General features: G+C 38.0%; 19 protein-coding genes, 2 pseudogenes and 1 other annotated feature. Of the genes and pseudogenes, 15 read left to right on the top strand and 6 right to left on the bottom strand.

What is annotated here, in order from left to right; translation table 11 throughout:
* Positions 1-2: 2 nt before the first annotated feature.
* The 3 genes from glnA (at position 3) to thrS (ending at position 6,357) form a co-directional block, all read left to right on the top strand.
* The gene (gene glnA / locus MKY15_RS19100; protein WP_342538254.1) at positions 3-1,328 is read left to right on the top strand and encodes a type I glutamate--ammonia ligase; all 1,326 of its coding nucleotides are present in this window, start codon (positions 3-5) and stop codon (positions 1,326-1,328) included.
* A gap of 63 nt (positions 1,329-1,391) precedes the next feature.
* The gene (gene asnB, locus MKY15_RS19095) at positions 1,392-3,242 is read left to right on the top strand and encodes an asparagine synthase (glutamine-hydrolyzing) (RefSeq protein WP_342538253.1); all 1,851 of its coding nucleotides are present in this window, start codon (positions 1,392-1,394) and stop codon (positions 3,240-3,242) included.
* Between the two features lie 921 nt (positions 3,243-4,163).
* Positions 4,164-4,388: a binding site (T-box leader), on the top strand.
* Between the two features lie 49 nt (positions 4,389-4,437).
* On the top strand, positions 4,438-6,357 hold the full coding sequence (gene thrS, locus MKY15_RS19090; RefSeq protein ID WP_342538252.1) for a threonine--tRNA ligase: 1,920 nt from the start codon (positions 4,438-4,440) through the stop codon (positions 6,355-6,357).
* Positions 6,358-7,354: 997 nt separating this feature from the next.
* Here thrS and MKY15_RS19085 read toward each other — a convergent pair.
* Positions 7,355-8,128, bottom strand: a complete 774-nt coding sequence (locus tag MKY15_RS19085; RefSeq protein WP_342538251.1) for an alpha/beta hydrolase — start codon at positions 8,126-8,128, stop codon at positions 7,355-7,357.
* Positions 8,129-8,218: 90 nt separating this feature from the next.
* Positions 8,219-9,231 (bottom strand): annotated as a pseudogene (locus MKY15_RS19080) (IS30 family transposase).
* Between the two features lie 86 nt (positions 9,232-9,317).
* On the opposite strand from MKY15_RS19080, the gene MKY15_RS19075 reads away from it, so the two are divergent.
* A complete protein-coding gene (locus tag MKY15_RS19075) occupies positions 9,318-9,836 on the top strand; it encodes an NUDIX hydrolase (RefSeq protein WP_255428430.1) in 519 nt (172 codons plus the stop codon).
* 217 nt (positions 9,837-10,053) lie between these two features.
* Here the strand turns inward: MKY15_RS19075 and msrA are convergent, their stop codons facing one another.
* Together msrA and MKY15_RS19065 are read right to left on the bottom strand one after the other, a co-directional pair.
* Positions 10,054-10,584: a peptide-methionine (S)-S-oxide reductase MsrA gene (msrA, locus tag MKY15_RS19070; protein WP_187044881.1), complete on the bottom strand. Its 531-nt coding sequence runs from the start codon at positions 10,582-10,584 to the stop codon at positions 10,054-10,056.
* Positions 10,585-10,749: 165 nt separating this feature from the next.
* Positions 10,750-10,848 carry a YjcZ family sporulation protein gene (locus tag MKY15_RS19065; protein WP_082786576.1) on the bottom strand — a complete coding sequence of 33 codons (99 nt, stop codon included), beginning with the start codon at positions 10,846-10,848 and terminating at the stop codon, positions 10,750-10,752.
* A gap of 256 nt (positions 10,849-11,104) precedes the next feature.
* Between MKY15_RS19065 and MKY15_RS19060 the strand changes: the two genes are divergently transcribed.
* The 5 genes from MKY15_RS19060 (at position 11,105) to MKY15_RS19040 (ending at position 15,326) form a co-directional block, all read left to right on the top strand.
* Entirely contained in the window at positions 11,105-12,064 is a 960-nt protein-coding gene (locus MKY15_RS19060) for an LCP family protein (RefSeq protein ID WP_067209453.1), read from the top strand.
* Positions 12,065-12,090: 26 nt separating this feature from the next.
* Positions 12,091-13,296 carry an AI-2E family transporter gene (locus MKY15_RS19055; protein ID WP_187044880.1) on the top strand — a complete coding sequence of 402 codons (1,206 nt, stop codon included), beginning with the start codon at positions 12,091-12,093 and terminating at the stop codon, positions 13,294-13,296.
* A gap of 3 nt (positions 13,297-13,299) precedes the next feature.
* Positions 13,300-13,683 (top strand): sporulation protein, encoded by a 384-nt coding sequence (locus MKY15_RS19050; protein ID WP_067209440.1) that lies wholly within the window; start codon positions 13,300-13,302, stop codon positions 13,681-13,683.
* 145 nt (positions 13,684-13,828) lie between these two features.
* Entirely contained in the window at positions 13,829-14,239 is a 411-nt protein-coding gene (locus MKY15_RS19045; protein WP_067209437.1) for a MarR family winged helix-turn-helix transcriptional regulator, read from the top strand.
* 841 nt (positions 14,240-15,080) lie between these two features.
* Complete coding sequence (locus MKY15_RS19040; protein ID WP_067209436.1) at positions 15,081-15,326, top strand: hypothetical protein; 246 nt, start codon at positions 15,081-15,083, stop codon at positions 15,324-15,326.
* Positions 15,327-15,462: 136 nt separating this feature from the next.
* Here MKY15_RS19040 and MKY15_RS19035 read toward each other — a convergent pair whose 3' ends face one another.
* Complete coding sequence (locus tag MKY15_RS19035; RefSeq protein WP_255428429.1) at positions 15,463-15,690, bottom strand: integrase; 228 nt, start codon at positions 15,688-15,690, stop codon at positions 15,463-15,465.
* Between the two features lie 12 nt (positions 15,691-15,702).
* Complete coding sequence (locus MKY15_RS19030; RefSeq protein WP_255428428.1) at positions 15,703-15,903, bottom strand: hypothetical protein; 201 nt, start codon at positions 15,901-15,903, stop codon at positions 15,703-15,705.
* A 276-nt stretch (positions 15,904-16,179) separates the two neighbouring features.
* On the opposite strand from MKY15_RS19030, the gene MKY15_RS19025 reads away from it, so the two are divergent.
* From MKY15_RS19025 to MKY15_RS19000, 6 genes and pseudogenes are all read left to right on the top strand, one after another.
* Positions 16,180-16,848, top strand: a complete 669-nt coding sequence (locus MKY15_RS19025; RefSeq protein ID WP_342538249.1) for a DNA alkylation repair protein — start codon at positions 16,180-16,182, stop codon at positions 16,846-16,848.
* A gap of 146 nt (positions 16,849-16,994) precedes the next feature.
* Positions 16,995-17,358, top strand: a pseudogene (locus MKY15_RS19020) (DUF6262 family protein).
* 99 nt (positions 17,359-17,457) lie between these two features.
* Positions 17,458-18,423 carry a YafY family protein gene (locus MKY15_RS19015; RefSeq protein WP_342538248.1) on the top strand — a complete coding sequence of 322 codons (966 nt, stop codon included), beginning with the start codon at positions 17,458-17,460 and terminating at the stop codon, positions 18,421-18,423.
* Between the two features lie 72 nt (positions 18,424-18,495).
* Positions 18,496-19,128 carry a type 1 glutamine amidotransferase family protein gene (locus MKY15_RS19010; RefSeq protein ID WP_067209427.1) on the top strand — a complete coding sequence of 211 codons (633 nt, stop codon included), beginning with the start codon at positions 18,496-18,498 and terminating at the stop codon, positions 19,126-19,128.
* A gap of 997 nt (positions 19,129-20,125) precedes the next feature.
* The gene (locus tag MKY15_RS19005) at positions 20,126-20,812 is read left to right on the top strand and encodes a CoA transferase subunit A (RefSeq protein ID WP_342538247.1); all 687 of its coding nucleotides are present in this window, start codon (positions 20,126-20,128) and stop codon (positions 20,810-20,812) included.
* The gene (locus MKY15_RS19000) at positions 20,799-21,452 is read left to right on the top strand and encodes a 3-oxoacid CoA-transferase subunit B (protein WP_342538246.1); all 654 of its coding nucleotides are present in this window, start codon (positions 20,799-20,801) and stop codon (positions 21,450-21,452) included. The genes MKY15_RS19005 and MKY15_RS19000 overlap by 14 nt, the downstream gene beginning before the upstream one ends.
* Positions 21,453-21,468 lie beyond the last annotated feature (16 nt).

The raw sequence follows: 21,468 nt of genomic DNA, 5'->3' as shown, positions 1-21,468 counted from the left end.
GTATGAACAGAGAATCTATTTTAGATTTGGCTAAGATGCAAAATGTAAGGTATGTTCGACTACAATTTACAGACTTATTCGGAAAAATAAAAAATGTTGAAATTCCGATTAGTCAGTTGCCGAAAGCACTCGATAACAAAATGATGTTTGATGGCTCATCAATTGAAGGATTTGTACGTATTGAAGAATCTGATATGTATTTATACCCAGATTTAGATACGTTTATTATCTTTCCTTTTACAACAGAAAAAGGAAAGATCGCGCGTCTCATCTGTGATATTTATCATCCAGATGGAACACCATTTGAAGGTGACCCTCGCAATAATCTCAAAAGGATTTTAAATGAAATGAAAGTACTTGGGTTTTCTGATTTCAATGTTGGACCTGAACCTGAATTTTTCTTATTTAAACTCAATGACAAGGGTGAACCATCATTGGAATTGAATGATCATGGCGGTTATTTTGATCTTGCACCAACTGACTTAGGGGAAACTTGCCGTCGCGATATCGTATTTGAACTGGAAGAAATGGGATTTGAGATTGAAGCTTCCCATCATGAAGTAGCACCGGGCCAGCATGAAATTGACTTTAAATATCAAAGTGCCATAAGAGCCTGTGATGATATTCAAACCTTTAAGCTTATCGTTAAAACAATTGCTCGCAAACATGGGCTACATGCGACATTTATGCCTAAACCATTATTCGGCATAAATGGATCTGGCATGCATTGTAACTTGAGCTTATTCAAAAATGGCGAAAATGCATTTTATGATCCAAACGGGTCGCTAGAAATAAGTGATACTGCAAGAAATTTTGTGGCAGGAATTCTGAAACATGCTCAGAGTTTTACTGCTATTACAAACCCTACTGTAAACTCCTACAAAAGGTTAGTTCCCGGGTATGAGGCGCCATGCTATGTGGCTTGGTCAGCAAGAAATAGAAGTGCACTTATTCGAATCCCCGCATCACGTGGAATGAGTACACGTGTAGAGGTTCGTAGTGTTGACCCTGCTGCAAATCCATATTTAGCCATGGCAGTCTTGTTAGCTGCGGGATTAGATGGCATTAAAAATAAATTAACACCTCCTGAAACAATTAACAAAAATATCTATTTGATGTCAAAAGAAGAACGGGAAAAAACCGGAATCATTGATTTGCCGGCTACTTTAGCTGAGGCACTAAAAAAATTAAAAGCAGACAAAGTGATTACTCAAGCTATAGGCAGCCATTTGTTGGAACGGTTTATTGAAGCAAAAGAAATTGAATGGGATATGTATAGGACACAAGTACACCCATGGGAACGCGATCAATATCTGTCGCAATATTAATGAAGCGGTGGATAGTGAAAAAAAGCTAATATGTAAATTTCTAATGAGAAGGAGTGATTGCGAGTGTGTGGAATAACAGGATGGATTGATTGGCATCAAGATTTGACACAGCAAGTATTCATTGTGGAAAAGATGGCGAATTCATTGACGAAGCGTGGTCCGGATGCTTCTAATGTATGGAGTTCGCGCCATCTGTTACTTGGTCATACCCGGCTTATAGTTGTCGATCCTGCCGGAGGTATACAGCCGATGTCAATAGAAAAAAACAACCATACTTTTACTATCGTATATAACGGAGAGCTTTATAATACAGAAGAAATTAGAAAGGAATTACTACAAAGAGGGTACTCTTTTCAGTCATATTCCGATACGGAAGTGTTACTGACGGCATATATCGAGTGGGGAGAAAATTGCGTAATGCATCTAAATGGAATTTTTGCATTTGCTGTTTGGGATCAACACCGAGAGCAGCTTTTTATGGCAAGAGACCGACTTGGTGTCAAACCTCTATTTTATCGTGAAGAAAACGAATCGCTCATATTTGGTTCAGAGATTAAAGCAATACTTGCACATCCAAAAGTGAAAAGTGAAGTGGACAGAGAGGGGTTTCAGGAAATATTTGGATTAGGTCCATCCCGGACTCCTGGTCATGGTGTCTTTCGGGGCATTAATGAACTTCGCCCAGCTCATGCATTAATTTACAATCGAAATGGACTGAAAACTTGGCGGTATTGGAATGTAGAAAGCAAAAAGCATCATCATACGTTAGATGAGACGGCTGAACAAGTAAAAATTCTTGTAAAGGATGCCGTTGAGCGCCAGTTAGTTGCTGATGTACCTGTTTGTACATTCTTATCTGGAGGAATTGATTCGAGTGCTATTAGTTCATTTGCTTCAGAATATTTTAAAAAAGAGGGACGCGGTACCCTTCATACGTACTCCATTGACTACGAGCACAACAATCAATATTTCAAAGCGAGTTCCTTTCAGCCTGATCAAGATGCACCATGGATAGAGAAAATGCAACAATATTTGGGGTCTATTCATCACTCGGCTATTATAAATAATGATCAGCTGGCAAATCTGTTGGAAGAAGCAGTGATGATGAGAGATTTACCTGGTATGGCAGACGTAGACTCATCATTGTTATGGTTTTGCGAACAGATGAAACAAGATTATACAGTTGCATTGTCTGGTGAGTGTGCGGATGAGATCTTCGGAGGATATCCATGGTTCTATAAAGAAAAACTGCTGCACGGAAAGGAGTTTCCGTGGATGCGGTCACAAACGGAAAGACAGCAGCTGTTGCTTCCACATTGGCAAAAGAAACTCGATTTGGAAGGGTATGTGAGGGATCGCTATAACGAAACGATTAGTGAAGTGCCTCTTCTAGGGGGAGAAACCCAAATAGAAGCACGGCACCGGGAAATGTCTTATTTAAATATGATTTGGTTTATGTCAACGCTTCTGGAGCGAAAAGATCGCATGAGTATGGGAGCAAGTTTAGAAGTACGGGTTCCATTCGCCGATCACCGAATTGTTGAATATGCCTGGAACATACCGTGGGAAATGAAAATGCTGAACGGCCAAGAGAAAGGAATATTACGAAAGGCTTTAGAAGGAGTACTTCCTAATGAAATTCTATACCGGAAAAAGAGTCCGTACCCTAAAACACATCATCAAACATATATGAAACTCGTAAAGACTAAGTTAAACAACATCCTAGATAATAAAACATCTCCCCTACTAGAACTTGTCTCAAAACAAAGAGTCAAGGACATCATCGATTCAGACGGATCCTCATTCAAAGTTCCTTGGTTCGGTCAGCTTATGACAGGCCCCCAACTCATCGCCCACCTATCCCAAATTAACATGTGGTTAGTAAACTACAACATAAACATCATTGATAACTAATCTCCTTCGTTCTTTATTGTTATTAAGTGGCCGCAAGCAGCAAACGTTTTATGTCAGTGACTCCGCTCATTTATATAGCTTGCTTGACGTGTGAATAAAGTAACCCCACGGGAATTAGCATAATCCTTGGGGTTATTATTCCCATATTATTTCGTTCAAAAGGTTTTTTCGCTTACCTTAAGAAAGAGAGGAAACCCCTGAGAATATAACCACAAAATGAACATGGATTTCAGGATATATTCATAATTAATTACTCCTTTGACGTAGCTAATGAAATTATAAATACTGCTGAATTTAATTGTATGAATTTATTAAGTAATATAGAATTAACTTATCATTATAATGAAAAATATAGTGGCAAAGGTTTCGCAAGAGAAACAGCGTAGTCTTACTTAGAAATTGCCGGAAATCATGTAGAAGTGCACGTGTACACAGCATCTGGAAGTCCTGATAGTCAAAGGTCACTAAAGGTATTGGAAAAGGTCGGCTTTACTTTTTTAGGTATGAAATGATTTGAGGATACGGGCCAGTATGAACCTAACTATGAGTATCCTTTTTAACTAATCATACATAAACTGTATTGGATACAACCAAAAAAAGCTTGATAATCCATTTTCTTTGTTGTAGGATATTAACTAATTCGATTTCAATGAATTTTAACTATACTTGTAACAGCGATGATAAAGACATGAATTGTTTTGATGGTTTCCAGAGAGGGAAGTATTGCTGAAATCTTCCTAACTTAGAAAAACAATTTACCACTTTTGAGCTGCATGAAGCCGTCTATGCTACGTTACAGCACCATGAGCAAACGCCATTGTTGGATGGTGTTAGAAATTTGGGTGGAATCACGAGCAAACACACTCGTCCCTTTACTAGGGATGGGTGTGTTTATTTGTATAGAAATATAACTGAATAACGATAAAAGCGATGACAAAGACATGAATTATTTTGATGGTTTCCAGAGAGGGAAGTATTGCTGAGAACTTCCTAACGCAGAAGATAATTTACCACTTTTGAGCTGTATTAGTGAAATGAAGTAACTAATTCCGTTAATGCTACGTTACAGCGCCATGAGTTAACACCATTGTTGGATGGTGTTAGAAATTTGGGTGGAATCACGGGTAAATCATACTCGTCCCTTTATTTGGGACGGGTATTTTTTTATACAAAAAATTGGATGGGGTGTTTTAAGATGAATGACAAGCAAATTGAGATTCGATTTCCAGACAGTAGCCGAAAGAATTTTCCTCTAGGTATTACATTAGCGGATATTGCACAGTCCATTAGCTTAAGTTTGAGAAAGAATGTTGTAGCGGGAAAAGTGAATGAACAATTATATGATTTATCACAATGCATTATGGAGGATGCTGCGATTACACTTTTCACAAAGGAATCGATAGAAGGACTCGAAGTTCTAAGGCACACAACTGCACATGTGCTAGGGCAGGCGGTTAAAAGACTTTATGACGATTCGAAGTTAGGGATTGGACCCATAATTGAACACGGTTTTTACTATGACCTTCTATCGGATACAAGCGTCACTTCGAATGATTTAGTAATGATTGAAAAAAAGATGCAAGCTATTATCGAAGAAGATTTGAAAATTGAACGTATAGAAGTCACGTATGGAGAGGCAGAAGAACTATTTGAGAAGCGTGGCGAATTGTTTAAGTTAGAACTATTAAAAGACATACCAGCGGACGAGAAAATTTCCCTTTATAAACAAGGAGAATTTATAGACCTTTGCCGCGGACCACATTTACCGTCAACTGGATGGATAAAAGCATTCAAGTTAACGCAGGTGTCAGGTGCTTATTGGCGGGGAGATAGTGATAATCAAGTGATGCAACGTATCTATGGAATTTCCTTTTTGAAAAAGAAAGACTTAGAACAGCATTTGTATTTTTTGGAGGAAGCAGAAAAAAGGGATCATCGAAAACTTGGAAAGCAACTTGAATTATTCATGTTCTCTGAGGAAGCACCAGGCATGCCGTTCTATTTACCGAATGGGCAGATAATACGCACTGAGCTAGAGAACTTTTCACGTGCACTTCAGACGAAGGCGGGGTACGCAGAAGTCCGCACGCCTTTCATGATGAATCAACGTCTGTGGGAGCAATCGGGGCACTGGGATCATTACCATGAGAATATGTATTTTTCAGAAGTGGAAAACGCAAAATTTGCGATGAAGCCGATGAACTGTCCTGGCCATATGCTAATTTTCAAAAATAGTCTTCATTCATACCGTGATTTACCAATACGTATGGCTGAATTCGGTCAAGTCCATCGCCATGAATTTAGTGGTGCTCTTAACGGACTATTAAGGGTTCGAACATTTTGCCAAGACGATGCGCATATTTTTGTGAGACATAATCAAATTAAAAGCGAAATAAAGCAAGTTATTCATCTTATTGATGAAGTTTATCGAACTTTTGGTTTTGAATATTCGATTGAACTTTCAACTAGGCCAGAACAATCACTAGGAAGTGATGAGATTTGGAATGATTCAGAAGAGGCTCTAAAGAATGTATTAGAGGATCTAGCGGTTACTTATCAATTAAATGAGGGGGATGGTGCATTTTACGGACCAAAAATTGACTTCCATATTAAAGATGCACTTGGACGCAGCCACCAATGCGGCACAATTCAACTCGATTTCCAAATGCCTGAAAAGTTTGACCTCACGTATATTGATGAAAACAACGAAAAAGTTCGGCCGGTGGTCATTCACCGTGCAATTTTTGGCTCAATCGATCGTTTTTTCGGCATACTGATTGAACATTTTGCAGGTGCTTTTCCAACATGGCTCGCTCCTAGGCAAGTACAAATTGTTCCTGTTTCAAGTGTACATTTGGATTACGCATTGTGTGTACAGTCCGTTTTAAGAAATGAAGGCATACGTGTTGAAATTGATCAGCGGAACGAAAAGTTAGGTTACAAGGTAAGAGAAGCCCAACTTCAGAAGGTTTCTTATACACTTATTCTTGGTGACAAAGAGGTTAGTGATGGAACGGTGAATGTTCGGGAATTTGGTAGTCAGAAAACGGAGTGTTTATCTATTGAAGGCTTTGCTTTGTTGATTAAACAACAGATAGAGCAGCGTGTCCTTTAAGAATCTCAAATCTTCGAAATTGTGAGTAGTTGGAATTGACGGTATAATTAGTTAAAAGGATATCTTTCCAATAAGTACAGGGGGGAATTGTCAATAGTAGAAGTTATACGTTTAAGACGTGAAATCACTAGTTTTCAGGAGAAAGAAATTCTGGGGACCTACTGGATCAAATCATAGATTCAGCTTTATGCACCTTCAGGGAATAATTTTCCTTCCCGTGAATTTATCGTCATTGAAAAACGTGGAAAAACTGGCTGTTTTGAAAAACGACACCCTTCATGAAATGGCTGTCTACTGCGCAAGTGGCGATTGTTGTGACTGGGCGAGCTGGTATCAGTAAATAGTGGCTGCAAGATGCATCCATCGCGACAGCATTTATGTGGTTAGCTGCATCGGATCTACAGCTCGGCGTTGGGTTTGATGCTGTCTATCATTCAGAGGATGCAGAAGAGTCGAGGGTTCGTGAAACAGATGTGAGGGAAGCTTTAAACATCCCGTCAGACCTAAAATTGTTGCAATTCTAGGTCTTGGTTTTCCTATAGAAAAACCAAAAGTCAAAAAAATATTGAATCGAGATGATATCGTCCATTACGAATTATTTCAAACCGACAACGAATAATAAAAAATGCTTACCTGGATTAGTTATTTCAGTTCTGAGTAGGCATTTTTTAGTTGGGCATAGTTTGACGCATACGTTTACTTAATACTTATCTTTACTTTCCGATACTATTGCTATTATTTTTACGTAAAATGTAATATTAAATGCAACAAAACATAAAAGTCCCCATTAACCATGACTCAGGCGATGTTAGCGAGTTCTTCTAACAAGCACTCTTATGGCGTGCGGTAGTCTAGAATCTTTCTAGGTAGACGGTTGCGCCAGTCCTCGGCGTAACGGATTGTTTCTTCCACATCAGAGTTACGAAATCCTGCAGCAACTCACCTTCACAAGGCCGGTAATGCTCACTATTAATTATTTGAAGGTCCAACATAAATTTCATCCTTGCATCGTTTGCTTTCCCATCCCCTTCAGCATTATAATAATCTCCTCGATCACAATTTCCGGTTCATCGTGATGAATATAATGTCCGCTCCGACCAGCAATCCGGTGTTTGCTTGACGTTGACAGCCACTGGAAATCTACTTGCAGCCTTTGCTCAATTTCCAGTATTTCCTTATCAGGCCATTCCCCGTCACTCTTATCCGGTAAGCCTCTTGTGATAATTGAGAGAGGAATGTCACTTATTCGGAAATAATCAACGATTTGTTTATAACTCTGTACCTTATCGATCTTCTCACTATTTAACATAGGATTCTCGAAATATTCCCTATTTCCTGCAACCAACTTTTCAGGCAAAACCTTTTCATACGCAAGCTCTTTATATTCGGGCGCAGCATCAACCAAAACTATACCGGAAATGACCTGCGGATAAAGGCTTGCATACAATCTGGCGACCAAACCGCCAAAAGAATGCCCCACCAATACATAGGGCGGTTGGACCTCAAGCTCTAGCAACAATTCGGAAAGCTCCTCTACCAGATCAAGGCAAGTCCGCGGGGCGGATGTCACACGGCTCCTGCCAACACCCGCCCTGTCGTAAGAAAAGGTAGATGTTTCCTGAGATATTCGGCCTTGGACCTCGTTCCAAGTCTCACAACTATCGCCTAATCCAGCTATGAAAATTACGCTCGGTGTACTTTTTTGTGAATATTTACTGTACAGCCTGCGGTTATCGCAGGTATCAATTAACTTTTTACGTTGAATAGTCACTTTTAATCACCCATTTAAATTATAAGCTAAACACTATTAATTTTTCTACCTTAAATGCAATAAATCATGAAAGTACAGACGAACCGTTACTCAAGCTATATTGGAGAGTTCTTCTAAGAAGCATTCATCAGGCGTTTGATACCCAAGAATCTTTCTAGGCAGGCGATTACACTAGTTTTCTGCATAGCGAATTGTATCTTCAGAAACTGAAGTGATTGTTTTCCACTTCGGGATAAAACGATGGATTAATCCATTATGGTCCTCATCCGTTCCACGTTCGCAAGATGTATAGGGATGGGCAAAGAAGACCTCTGTACCTTCACGGAAGACGGAAGTATTAAGTTCGGAGAATTCGGATCCGTTATCAGCGATAATTGTTTTAAACAGCTTTGCGAAGTTAGTCTCGTAGTTCACAGAAAGCAGCACTTACCGCTTAGCTACTCTTGGCAAGAATCCTTAAGGTGATCTCCTTACGGGTTTTACGTTCAGTAATTGTGAAAAGTGCCTCGTCCTGGCTCTTCTTTCCGATGGCAGTATCGATTTCCCAATCGCCGAATACTTCACGATCCTCGACTTCAGTCGGGCGCTCTTCGATACTACGACCAAGAACACGCTTGTTTACCCGGCTTCTTTTTGTTTTTGTGTTTAGGCGAACCTTCATAGGTAAATCAATATTTTTGACAGTGATGAGTCTGAGCTCAATATAGTTGTAAAATGTTTTTGTACAAACGCGTGCCTTATCAAAGAGATTGTTGCGCTATGCAAATCCGCAGACGTCGTCGGGTGACCACTCATCATACAATATCTTAGCCTCTACAAACTTGATAAATTCAATGGTTTCATCAAGCTTGGGTTTGGCACCGCAAGCTTTCTGATTTTCTTGGTATTTGACTTGGGCTGTCTCTGGGAAGTGGGCTTCGTACATGGTGCGGCCGGTTTTCAACTGTGTTACGGTACCACGCTTTAATTCACGCCAGATTATACTACGGTCATAGTCGATCGAGTTTGAGATGTCCTGCATGGATTTTCCCTTCGCCGTGAAGCGCTGCAATCATGCCTCGTTTATAGGTGCGTTTAAATGTGGTAGAATGTGTTTGTGCCATAGATAAACCTCCGTATTGATTGTGTTTTAGTCGACCTAATCATACACGGTTTGTCTGTGGCTTTTCATGTTTTAAGGTTGTTGCATTTGATTATACAACTAGTCAAAATAAGAAAGCTTGACTTGAAGGGAATGAAATTCATGGATGTTGTATTTAAAACTGAAAAAGCTGTATTTAATTATCGAGTAGCTGGAATTTGGATTGAAAATGGGCATGTTTTATTACATCGGGATGTAAATGAGTCGCAATGGTCTCTTCCTGGGGGAAGAGTTGAAATTGCGGAGGATTCGCAAAGCAGCCTTAAAAGGGAATTTCGTGAAGAATTGGGAATTGACGTGCATGTGGACCGAATGGCTTTGGTCATCGAGAATTTCTTTGAACATGGCGGGAGAGATTTTCATGAAATTGGCTTTTATTATGCGATAACATCAAAGGGGAATCCATCTTCATATAACGAAGCCCCTTTTCATGGCATTGAAGGCGAGCGATTAATATTTAAATGGACACCAATCAAAGAACTGAATGAAGTCGCATTATACCCTGAATGTTTACGTGCCGTTTTAAAAGATATGACGCCGTATATCCAACATTTTGTAGTTAAATAATAGAAGTTTATCAATCTTAATTCTAGTAAAATTGATTATTCTTTTAGAACAGGAAAAACTAAATAATGAGTACTTTGATAAGCGCTCATTATTCAGTTTTTTACATATATGATGGGACTTAGCTTGGAAGTCCTGCTTTAATCCCAAAAATAAAGAATATCATAGAAATTGCTAGTAGTTTAACGAAATACATTGTCGGGCACTCCAGTTCTTACTGTTACGACCAGTGCCCTGCGATAAATTCATCCCGACCAGAAAGTGCGCGGTCTTCTTCGTAATGCTCTTGTTCTTTTGCGTGATAATCCTGGTGATAGTCTTCTGCACGGTAAAATGTTTCAGTGGGACGGATTGGTGTCACAATCGGTTTAGAGAATGTACCGCTTGCACCAAGTTTATCTTTAGACGTTTCGGCAATTTGACGCTGCTCATCTGTATAATAGAAGATAGCTGTTGAATACGAATGTCCGCGGTCTTGGAATTGTCCATCTGCATCGGTCGGGTCGATTTGCTGCCAAAATACATCCAGTAATTTATCATAGGAAAAAACGGATGGATCATATGTGATTTCGACGACCTCTAAATGACCAGAGTCGCCCTTTTTGACATCTTCATATGTAGGATTCACAACATGTCCTCCCATATAACCGGATACGACGTCGTGGATACCGTCCCACTCTTTAAATGGTTTCACCATACACCAAAAACAACCACCAGCAAATGTGGCTTTTTCAACTATTTCTTTAGTCATCGTTACCAACACCCTTTCATTGCATATAAGTAAATTGTATCATAATTAGAATAGTAGAAAATAGTTGTTTGCCTCTGTTTAGTACAACAGCAAAAAGAGCGCCTACTAAGCGCTCTTACAGTTGAGAGATGCTAATGAGCGGTTGAGATTGGATTATTTTTTATATTAATAGATGAAGCTTGCGCCAATGATTATCAATAGTATAAAAAGCACAACAAGCAAAGCAAACGAGCTACCTTCTCCACCACCATGTTCACGTCCCATATCTTACACCACCTTTCTTCACCAACATCTATGTAACATATGCAGGGATGTAATGGGGGGAGTGGGGAACTGTTGTAAATCGACCATTATAGAATAAATATTAATGGATATAACTACATTAACAGACCTAGATCCGCGCAAAAAATAGTTAAGGTTAACCTCAAGGGCCCATCGTGTTATAATTGAAATAATTAGACGCAACCAAGAGACTTCCTGTTCGTCCTAATGGAGATATCACTTTTTGGAGGAATCAATAATGGAAGAACATTATGAAGGGCCAGTACCGAAAAGAAGAAGAAAGAAAAAACTTCGCATCGGCAGGGTCATCTTTTTAATAGTCACACTCTGTTTTATCGGAGCTGGGTTGTATTCATATACTGAATACAATGCGGGGAAATCGTTGGCAAAAAACAATGGGATTGACCCGGGTCCGTTTAAAGGGGATGCTACAGATCCGAAGTATACATCCGTTGAAAATTACTTACTGCTCGGTGTGGACGATGATGGCAGTGGGAAATCGCGGACAGATACGATGATGGTGCTATCTTGGGATAAGGGTGCTGGGAAGATACGGGTGATTTCATTTATGCGTGATATTTATGCGGAGATTCCAGCATACAAGTCGTATAAGTTAAATACCGCCTATTATCTCGGCAAACTGCAGACTACGAAAGACACGATAACAGGGATGTTTGGTGTCCCTATTCATCACTATGCAATTGTTGATTTTGCTAACTTTGAATCGATTGTTGATATTGCGTTTCCAGGCGGAGTAGAGATTGATGTTAAAAAAGAAATGTCAGAAAAGATTGGCGTTACACTTATGCCAGGAAAAAAACAGTTGAACGGCAAGGAATTACTTGGCTATGCGCGTTTTCGTGCAGATGAAGAAGGTGATTTTGGTCGAGTTGCACGACAACAAGAAGTAATCTCTGCGATGAAGGACGAAGCGATGCGACCAGGAATGATTGCAAATGTGCCGAAGCTTGCAGGAGCGTTATCAGGTTTCATCAATACGGACTTAACGTCAAAAGACGAAATTTCACGTGCAATCTCCCTTATAATGAAAAAAGGTGCAGAAGTTGAAACGATGACTGTTCCAATAGAGGGATCCTATTCATTTAATTCGTATCCACACGCTGGATCTGTTATTGAAGTGGATAAAGTGAAAAATAAAGAGGCGATCTCAAAATTCCTTAATATGAAGTTGGATTAATAGCACAAACTTGACGAGAGTAGAGGATGCCCATGGAAGCTGATGAGAATAGAAATAAACCGATTTCGAATATAATTCGTTTTTTAGGTGGGCGTAGCACGTTGTTTGTTCTCATTTCACTATTATTGATTGGCTTAATCATACTTATTTTTAATCGGATTTCTTTCATTTTTTATCCGATTACTGTCTTTTTCTCGACGGTAGTATTGCCAGTCATTCTTGCAACAATTGCTTATTACTTACTAAGGCCCATCTTACGTTTATTAGAAAAAATCAAAATACCACGAATCTGGGGTATATTAATTCTATTCATCGGAGCCATGGGTCTTATCACCTTGCTGGTCTTTATGGTATTTCCATTCTTGAAAATACAGTTTAATAACCTTGTCGAAGACTTCCCTACATATTTCAGCCAGATGGTGCTGAAAATCGATGAGTTTTTAAGAACATCGATTTTCGCTTCTTATTATGAAAGTTTGGATATTAATGTAAAAAATATCCTTGAATCTGGGCAAGGGGATATCGGAAAGTATTTCACGGATGCGGTCGGTGGAATTGCAAGTGGTCTTAGTTCTTTCATTTCTGCTTTAACTGGTTTTGTTCTTGCAATTATTACGGTGCCCTTTATTCTCTTCTATTTATTGAAAGATGGGGAGAAGCTGCCACGTTACTTTGTTCAGATGCTGCCTCCGCACATGCGTAATGACGCTAAAACCATTCTTCGCGATGCGGATCACCAAATTAGTTCTTATATCCAGGGGCAAATTCTTGTCGCGATTTGCATTGGTGTCATGGTTTCAATTGGGTTTCTTATCATCGGAATGAAATACGCGTTACTGCTCGGTGTCATTGCAATGTTTACAAGTGTCGTCCCGTACCTAGGACCGCTTATCGCAATTACTCCTGCAGTCATTATCGCCGTGGCATCGCCCTTCATGCTTATCAAGTTAGCAATCGTTTGGACAATTGTTCAACTCATCGAAGGGAAGTTTATTTCACCGCAAATTATGGGGAAATCATTGCATACACATCCGGTCACTATCATTTTTGTTTTACTCACTGCAGGATCGTTGTTCGGTGTGCCCGGTGTCGTTCTCGGAATCCCGGGATATGCACTCATTAAAGTTGGGGTAACACATTTATTTAAATTGTTCAAAATACGGTATAATAAACATGTAGCTGCTGAAGGCTTATATTATGAAGATCCGGATGGTCGAAGATTGGGGGAATAGAACATGGTAAGGCAGTTTTTATCAACGATTGAATATGGAGAAATGACCGTTAATACAAACGTCGATGGACCGAATGTCGCTTTTGGTGAAACACTTTCCGGCACGGTTTATATCGATGGGGATGCCAGTGATGAACTCGTCGATTTTATTGTGATTGAGTTGTTGAAACGGTCGGAAATTGATGAAGTGATTATTGCAAAACAATCTATTGAAATAATGAGTGACATCAAATCAAAAGAAACATGGATGATTTCGTTTGAAATGGTACCTGACGAGCGATGGGAGAGCGAATCGGAAACTCGAATCCAAACGCTTATTTTAAAGACCACGGTTCATCTCAAAAATGGAATTGATATCCAAGATGAAGGCGAAATTACATATACATGATATCCAACGCGTCCAACTATATGGACGCGTTTTTGCATTTCGCCAAAGCCACTCATATGCAAGGGATTGAATTTTCTATCAATACAGTTACTTATACTTTTCTTGCTGTATAATTGTAGAAAGAGTTGGTGGGGGGAATTCATTAATGGAAAAAATTATTCCTATTTTTCACTCGTTATCTAAAAGCATGCGTGGCATTCATAAGTCGAGTTGCAATGTGATTTCAATCGTTCAAAGTTCAATACTTTATGAGATTTCATTAATGAATAAACCGTCCATGCAAATGGTGGCTGAAGCTGTCGGTATGGACATCACGACGTTTTCCAGACAGATTGGTACGTTGGAGAAGAAAGAGCTGGTCGTCCGAACTCCTTATGAAGGAGACCGGAGAATATATTTATTGTCGTTAACTGGAAAGGGCAGTGACATGGTGGTGGCCATCAATGGAATCATTGCTTCCAAAATGGAGAATGCCTTGGCTTCTATGAATGACTTTGAACGTGAAACAGTCCTTCGCTCTATGCATGTATTGGAGGTAAAGCTGCGAGGGAACTAAGTAGTAATCAGGGATGAGGGGATTACTATGTGTGAAATTTGCATATTGCAAGTGATTAAATTGTCGATAAATTGCGGCATGTAAATAGATGAGGTAAATAATTTGCGAAATGCAAGTGAATAACTTCGCTTTTTTCATGAGGGTAGGTTGGTTTTGCTAATTATTTGTAGAGTGCAACTATTCTTTATATGTATACGAGTTACTAACTACTTGGTGTTTACGTATTAAGAATAATTTATGGACAGACCTTTTTAATAAGATTGATAAAGGAAAGGGTTCATACATTTCTAGCCGTTCATTCATGGTCTTTTTATTAACGAAATGTGTTTAAGTGACGGTTTGAATAGCTGTCACCAAATACTATTATAAGGTTTTTATAGCTTTTGCTTTAAATCTCGCTTGCTGAATTTCGTAATAAGTTTGTGAAGAAAGAATTCGTGATTAATTTATCAGTAGTAAAAAAAGAGGGACTTCAAAAAGAATAGTAAGGGACAAATCAAGAACGTCTAATCAGGCGTTCTTTTTAATTACCCAAAATAAGGAGTGATGGAATGGCTGACGGAGACGTTAAAATGATCATCTAACGGGCATTAAGACTTTTTTTAGCACAATGGCTAAAAATGACATGACTGAAGCTTTAGAATCCGCTAATTCGGCTTATTACAAGTTCGATAAGGGGGTAAGACGATATTGTATGTTGAACGGCACAGTGACTGTAGGAGTCCACATTGTAGTAATGGTAGCTTTGTTGTGGCAAAACATTCAATGGAAATACAGGAAATAGGCCGTTACCGAAAGGACGAGTAGTTCATAAAATAGTAGAAGGGAAAGAGGTGATTAAATGTTTGAAGTTTACGATGTAGTCTTAATTCCTCTGATATTGGGGATTGTGGAGTTGTTTAAAAGGGCTGGCGTGAGTAAAAAAGTGTTGCCGTTTATCGCTTTAGTAATCGGTATTGCTGTAGGTGTGATTTATGTGGCTGACTTTGATTTAAAACAGGGTATATTAGTTGGTGCAATGTTAGGGTTATCAGCCTCAGGATTGTATTCAAGTGCTAAAAACACTGTAGAGAAGAGTGACGAGTAATCGTTACTCTTTTTTAGGTGTAGCTTTGTTAAAATCTGATGAGAACGTACGCCCTTGCTTTGCTGGGATAAACAATAGAGAACGGAATTGTTTTGGATGATTTCCAAGGTAATGAATGTAGAAATCAGAAAGCTACTTATAGCGGGGCAATATAGGTTAAAAGAGTTTTTTTCTTACATAGAGGATTATTATCGAGGCTTCTCATGAGTTGTGTAAACTTTTGGGAACCTTCTTTTTTCTTTTCTTGTGTTACGTGGAGATAGACATTCTTGGTGATTTGATCATCTGAATGGGCAAGTCTACCCATGATTTGTTCGAGTGCGACACCTGCTTCTGCTAAAAGTGAAGTGTGTGTATGTCTCAATAAGTGAGGTGTTTAGTCTTTGTTTAATTTTGTGATTGCAATAAGTCTAGCTATCCTGAGTTGTACCATTTTAATGACGATAGGATATCTTGGATGTCTCTCTGTTTTAGCAAAGATGAAGTCTTGATTATTGTAAGCATCACCTAACTGCTGAATGGTTTTTGCTTGAGTTTCTTTGTGAAGGCTCAAAGCTTTGATCACATCTTCATCCACAACAATTTTCCGTCTAGATTTTTTCGTTTTTGGTGTCACCAACTGAAACTGTTTTCGTTTCCAATTAAAAGGAATGAAATGTTATTACTTATATTAAAGAAGGTTGCTTTTCTATTATAGGTGGAGAAAGCTTTAATACGATATATGCTACAATATTAAAAAAGGTAAACTTTGGAGGCACACCACTGCAATGAGACTTATAACGAAATTAAGTTCTTGATATATCCTGTCAAGGACATATTAAGAAACAATGCTTTAATAAAGGAGTTGTATAAAATGAATGAAAATAAAGGTACAGAAATAAAACGCTCATCAAAAGCAGAAAACATTCTCCCTCAGATCAATAGTAAAACTAAGCTAGGCGACTTACGAAAAATCGCGAAGGACATTAAAAAAGATCACGAACTAGCTGTGGAACTTTGGTCAACCGAAGAGTTCTTGCCCAGACTATTAGCAATCTTAATTATGGACAAAAAACTTCTTTCACAAGATGTGCTAAATAAGCTTGATAAGGATATGCAAACTCACACTTTTGATGAGCGAAATAACTTAATGGATTGGTTAATGGCTAATCAGCTCACCAAAGACAAGAAGAAAATTGCATTGATGGAGTCATGGGGAAATAGTCCTTCTGCTCTTCAAAGGCGAGCTTTCTGGTATTATCAAGGGCGATTGAGATGGACTGGACAAACACCGCCTGATAACACCGCAGACTTGCTATCTGCATTAGAAGCTAATATTACGCAGGAAGAACCGGAAGTTCAATGGGCTATGAATTTCACCGCAGGCTGGATAGGCGTTTATGATGAAAAGAATCGCGCACGTTGTATTAAACTTGGTGAGAAAACGGGTCTTTACAAAGATGAAATAGTAGCAAAAGGATGTACTCCCAGCTATTTGCCAGAGTTCATTAGGATTGAAGTTAACAAACGACTTAATAATTAGTTACCTCTGAAAAATTCATTAGGGTTTGATGCAAAAAATAAAGGAATTCAAAGCCTCAATATGAAAATTGTAATAGGCTTGGACCGGAAAATAAAGAAAACAACGCGTTTTGGCATCTATTCATTCGTTAAAGGAGACGAATTGAGATGACTAGAAAGAGTAACACAACTGCCATAATTCAACTATCCAAAGAAAAGTCGGAGAAGACAAGAATTAAGGTTGAAAATACAATTTCAGAGATGACATTGAAAAAAGAGAAGATTAATTTTAATTCCGTTGCACAAAAAGCAAATGTTTCAAAGTCATGGCTTTACAAACAAAAAGATATTAGAACTAGAGTGGAGACATTAAGGGATGCAAATGAGTGAGTTAAACCCTCGTAAAACTAGTAAAAGTGTCCGTTCAGAGGAAGTATTAATAAAGACCTTAAAAAAACGTATAAAGGCACTAGAAGAAGAGAACAAACAATTAAAAGATCAAGTTCAAAAATTACATGGTAAGTTGTTTTAGCTTTTTCGGTTTTCTTACTTTTAAATAGAAATTCAATGAATAGGTAGTGTTTTTAGTGTGATTTTAAAATAAAACTATTTCCATATAGAGGTGGATTCTGTGGCTAAAATTGACAATGTACTAGTAATTCTATGGATGCTTAGTTCAGGTGAAAAAATTACTGCAAAACAAATTTCAGAAAAGCTAGAGATGAATATAAGAACTGTATATCGTTATATTGATACACTTTCAATAAGTGGTGTACCTATAATTTCAGACGCAGGACATAACGGTGGGTACACTTTATTGAACAATTTTATTGAAGCTCCACTTTTTTTTGATTTTGAGGAGCAAACCTCGCTATTTCACGCTGCTATTTTTGCAGAAGAAGCGGGATATTATGGAGGTGAAGCACTAAATAGGGCTATTTCAAAGCTAAGAAAATATTCGAATCAAGAGCAGGAAACAAAGATAAATCAACATTTAACTAGTCTTGAAGTAATAAGTCGATTAAGTTCCCTCGCTATGGAACCTTTTTTGAAGGAATTGGAGCAGGCCGTAGCTGACGGATACTCTGTAAAAATTCTATACTATAAAAGTGGCGAAGGGCAATCAAAGTATAGAATGGTGGATCCGTACAGGATTATTTATTGGAATAATAAGTGGTATGTGATTGGATTTTGTCATCTTAGGAATGATATCCGTAGTTTTAGAGTAGATCGAATGGAAAGTCTAATGTTAACCGAAAATAAGTTTAACCGACCAGAAAATTTTTCAGCACGTGACTTCTTTATGAAAAACCTTGTTCCAACTATAGAAGATAAGGAAGGGATTATTTCTTTGGTTATTAATGGAGATAAAAGGGCATTGGGTGATATTTGCCAACATTGGTTTTTAGGACATTATTTACAAGAGTGGACTTCAAATCAAGCAGTATTTCTCCTTGAGAAAGATATGATACATACATATGTACCTTATTTGCTTTTACCGTACGGTAAATCTATTCGAGTTATTGAGCCAATCAGTCTTAAGAAAAGACTGGTTGAAGTTTTGTCGGAATTAATAAAATTTCATCAAATTTGTTAACTTCCCTGACGCTAGGTGTCAGGGAAGTCATGTTATATTTGGCTATATTAAATGTGATTGGAGTGTTATTGGATGCAAACAAAAAAAGTTTTTCTTTATGTATTTAATACAATGTCGGACTGGGAATATGGATATTTAATTGCTGAACTAAACTCAGGAAGATATTTCAAAAAAGATTTAGCACCATTAAAAGTAATTACAGTAGGAGCTAATAAAGAAATTATTACTACAATGGGAGGACTGAGCATAAAACCAGATATTTCCCTTGATGAGTGTACTCTTGAGAGTACGGATCTTATAATTTTACCTGGAGGGAATACTTGGGGAGAAGATATTCATCAACCTATTTTGAAAAAAATTGGCGAGGCTTTAAAGCTAGGCACTATTGTTGCTGCAATTTGTGGTGCAACTGAGGGACTAGCGAATGTTGGATACCTAGATTCTAGAAAGCATACAAGTAATGACTTAGAGTATATTAAAATGGTCTGTCCTAATTATAAAGGAGAAAAATTTTATGAGATGGAACCTGTAGTATCTGGCGAGAATTTGGTTACTGCATCAGGGGTAGCTCCTCTGGAATTTGCGATGGAAGTAATGAAGAAATTAGATGTATTTGCACCAGATACATTGCATTCATGGTATAACCTAAATAAGACTCATAAACCCGAATATTTTTTCCAGTTAATAGACTCAATAAGTAGATGAGCTAAAAAAATCAACTTAGCAGTTTAATATTAGTTTAAATAAAAACCATGCTTTAGACGATGTCTAAAGCATGGTTTTTGTATATAACTTAAAATAAAGACCTTAAGAAGCAGTATAAATGCAACTTGATCTTTCATTCTTTTTACCTGTTTTTCATAAAATAAGTAATTTAATTATGCCGACTTTGAAGTCATGTAGTCAAAGCAAAGAGGTTGCTGTCAAAATATTTTTTCACTTTACTCTTGATATTATGAACACTCCGCAAAGGAAGAGAGTGTGAATAGATGCTAACATTTTGCTCACGCAATCAAATGAAAAACGCTTAATTCTCGTTAAAGATGTTACACCTCTGATTAGCTAAAACTTTGATATACCGTACTTTTAGAACACATCGTTAAAGATATTACACACTTTCACCTTACGGGCGGCATGATGTAAGAAGAACCTTGAACCCTTGATATGTAAGGATTTGTAAGGTGAGAATTAGAGTAATGTCTTCTTCAAATTTCAATACGATATTAAACTGCTATTTAGAGAAGATCTTTTGTAAGTTCACTGAACTCACAAAAGGTCTTTTCTTCGATGTTTTTTGGTCATATTAGCGTAAATGTGAATTGTTGTATTAATATATTGATGTCTGAATGACCTAATCGCTCTTGGATATCTTGTACGACTGCCCCCTGCTTCAATCTGAGGGAAGTATGCTTATGTCAAAAGTTATTCGCCCTATCATTCGTCTCTTTAATAAATCCTTAAAACTCTGTTTCTCTTTGATTTATTAAAATTACACACCTTTAAATTGATTAATTTTTTTAAAAAATCAAAATTCATATTGACAGAATCTTCCCGGTTAAAGTACAATTAGACCACAGTCCAACTAGACTCTAGTCTAGTAATTAGAATGCATCTGTTTACTGACAGACTTTATTTATTGCAACTGAATCTTTAGCAACTAATCATCAATCACAAGAAAACACTTTCTCAAGGGGGATGAAAAATGAAAAAGGTAATTGAAAAAGAGGAATTAAGGGATTTAGTTAAAAGTGGCGATAAGTTATTAGTTGGCGGATTCGGTTTGTCGGGAACCCCATTAACAATTTTAGATGAGTTATTGGAAACTGACATCAAGAATTTGACAATTGTAAGTAACAATTTGGGAGATGACGGTCAAGGCTTACACAAATTATTCATGCAAGGGAAAATTAAGAAAGCGATTGGGTCATTTTTTACAACGAACAAAGAAGCAGTAATTGCTTGGCAAAATGGTGAATTAGAAATTGAATTAATACCCCAAGGAACACTTGCTGAGGCGCTTAGAGCTGGCGGTGCGGGCATTGGCGGATTCTATACAAAAACAGCTGTAGGAACAGAGCTGGCTAAAGGTAAGGAAGAGCGTGAAATTGATGGAGAACGTTATATTTTTGAAAAGGCCATTAAGGGAGATGTTTCACTAGTTAGAGCTAAGAAAGCAGATAAACTAGGTAACTTAATTTACCACACGACTGCGAGAAACTTTAATCCTATGATTGCGACGGCTGGTAAAATTGTCATCGCCGAGGTGGATGAGATTGTCGATGTTGGAGAATTAGACCCAGAATATATTGTGACACCACACGCTTATGTAGATTACATTATTGAAAGTAAATATGTAAAGAAAGGTGGCACATACGTTGGTTCAAAATAAAAGGTATTTAATCGCCAAACGCATTTCAGAAGAGTTAGAAGAAGGACAAATTGTAAATTTAGGAATTGGCATACCTACTTTAGTTACCGAGTATTTAGGAGGTAGGAAGATTTACTTACAGTCGGAGAACGGGCTGCTAGGCATGGGGCCTTCACCCATAGAGGAGAAGATTGACATAGATCTAATTAGTGCAGGTAAGGAGCCAGTGAGTATTTTAAAAGGTTCTTCATTTTTTAGTAGTGCTGACTCTTTTGGACTCATTCGCGGTGGTCATGTAGATGTTGCAATACTAGGAGTGTTGCAGGTTGATATAAACGGAGAAATTGCTAATTGGGCGGTTCCGAATCAACCAATTCTAGGTGTTGGTGGGGCGATGGATTTATTAATAGGAGCTAAGAAAGTCATTGTCGCGGCAACATTATTTAACAAACATGGAGAATCTAAGCTCGTCAAAAATCTAACATATAACACAAGTGGTATAAGGCGGGTAGACTTATTAGTTTCTGAATATGCTGTTTTTAAATTTACTGAAAATGGTGTTAAAGTGGTTGAAATACTTGAAGATATCACTATTGAAGCATTAAGTGAGAAAGTGGGCTTCGAATTAACGTATTTGAAGGACAAGGTACTAGAACGATAGAAAGCTTGGTTATTGA

The organism is Sporosarcina sp. FSL K6-1540 (assembly GCF_038620285.1).
GTDB lineage: Bacteria > Bacillota > Bacilli > Bacillales_A > Planococcaceae > Sporosarcina > Sporosarcina psychrophila.
The sequence above is the reverse complement of the archived record's forward strand: the minus strand, read 5'-3'. Positions and strand labels throughout refer to the sequence as shown.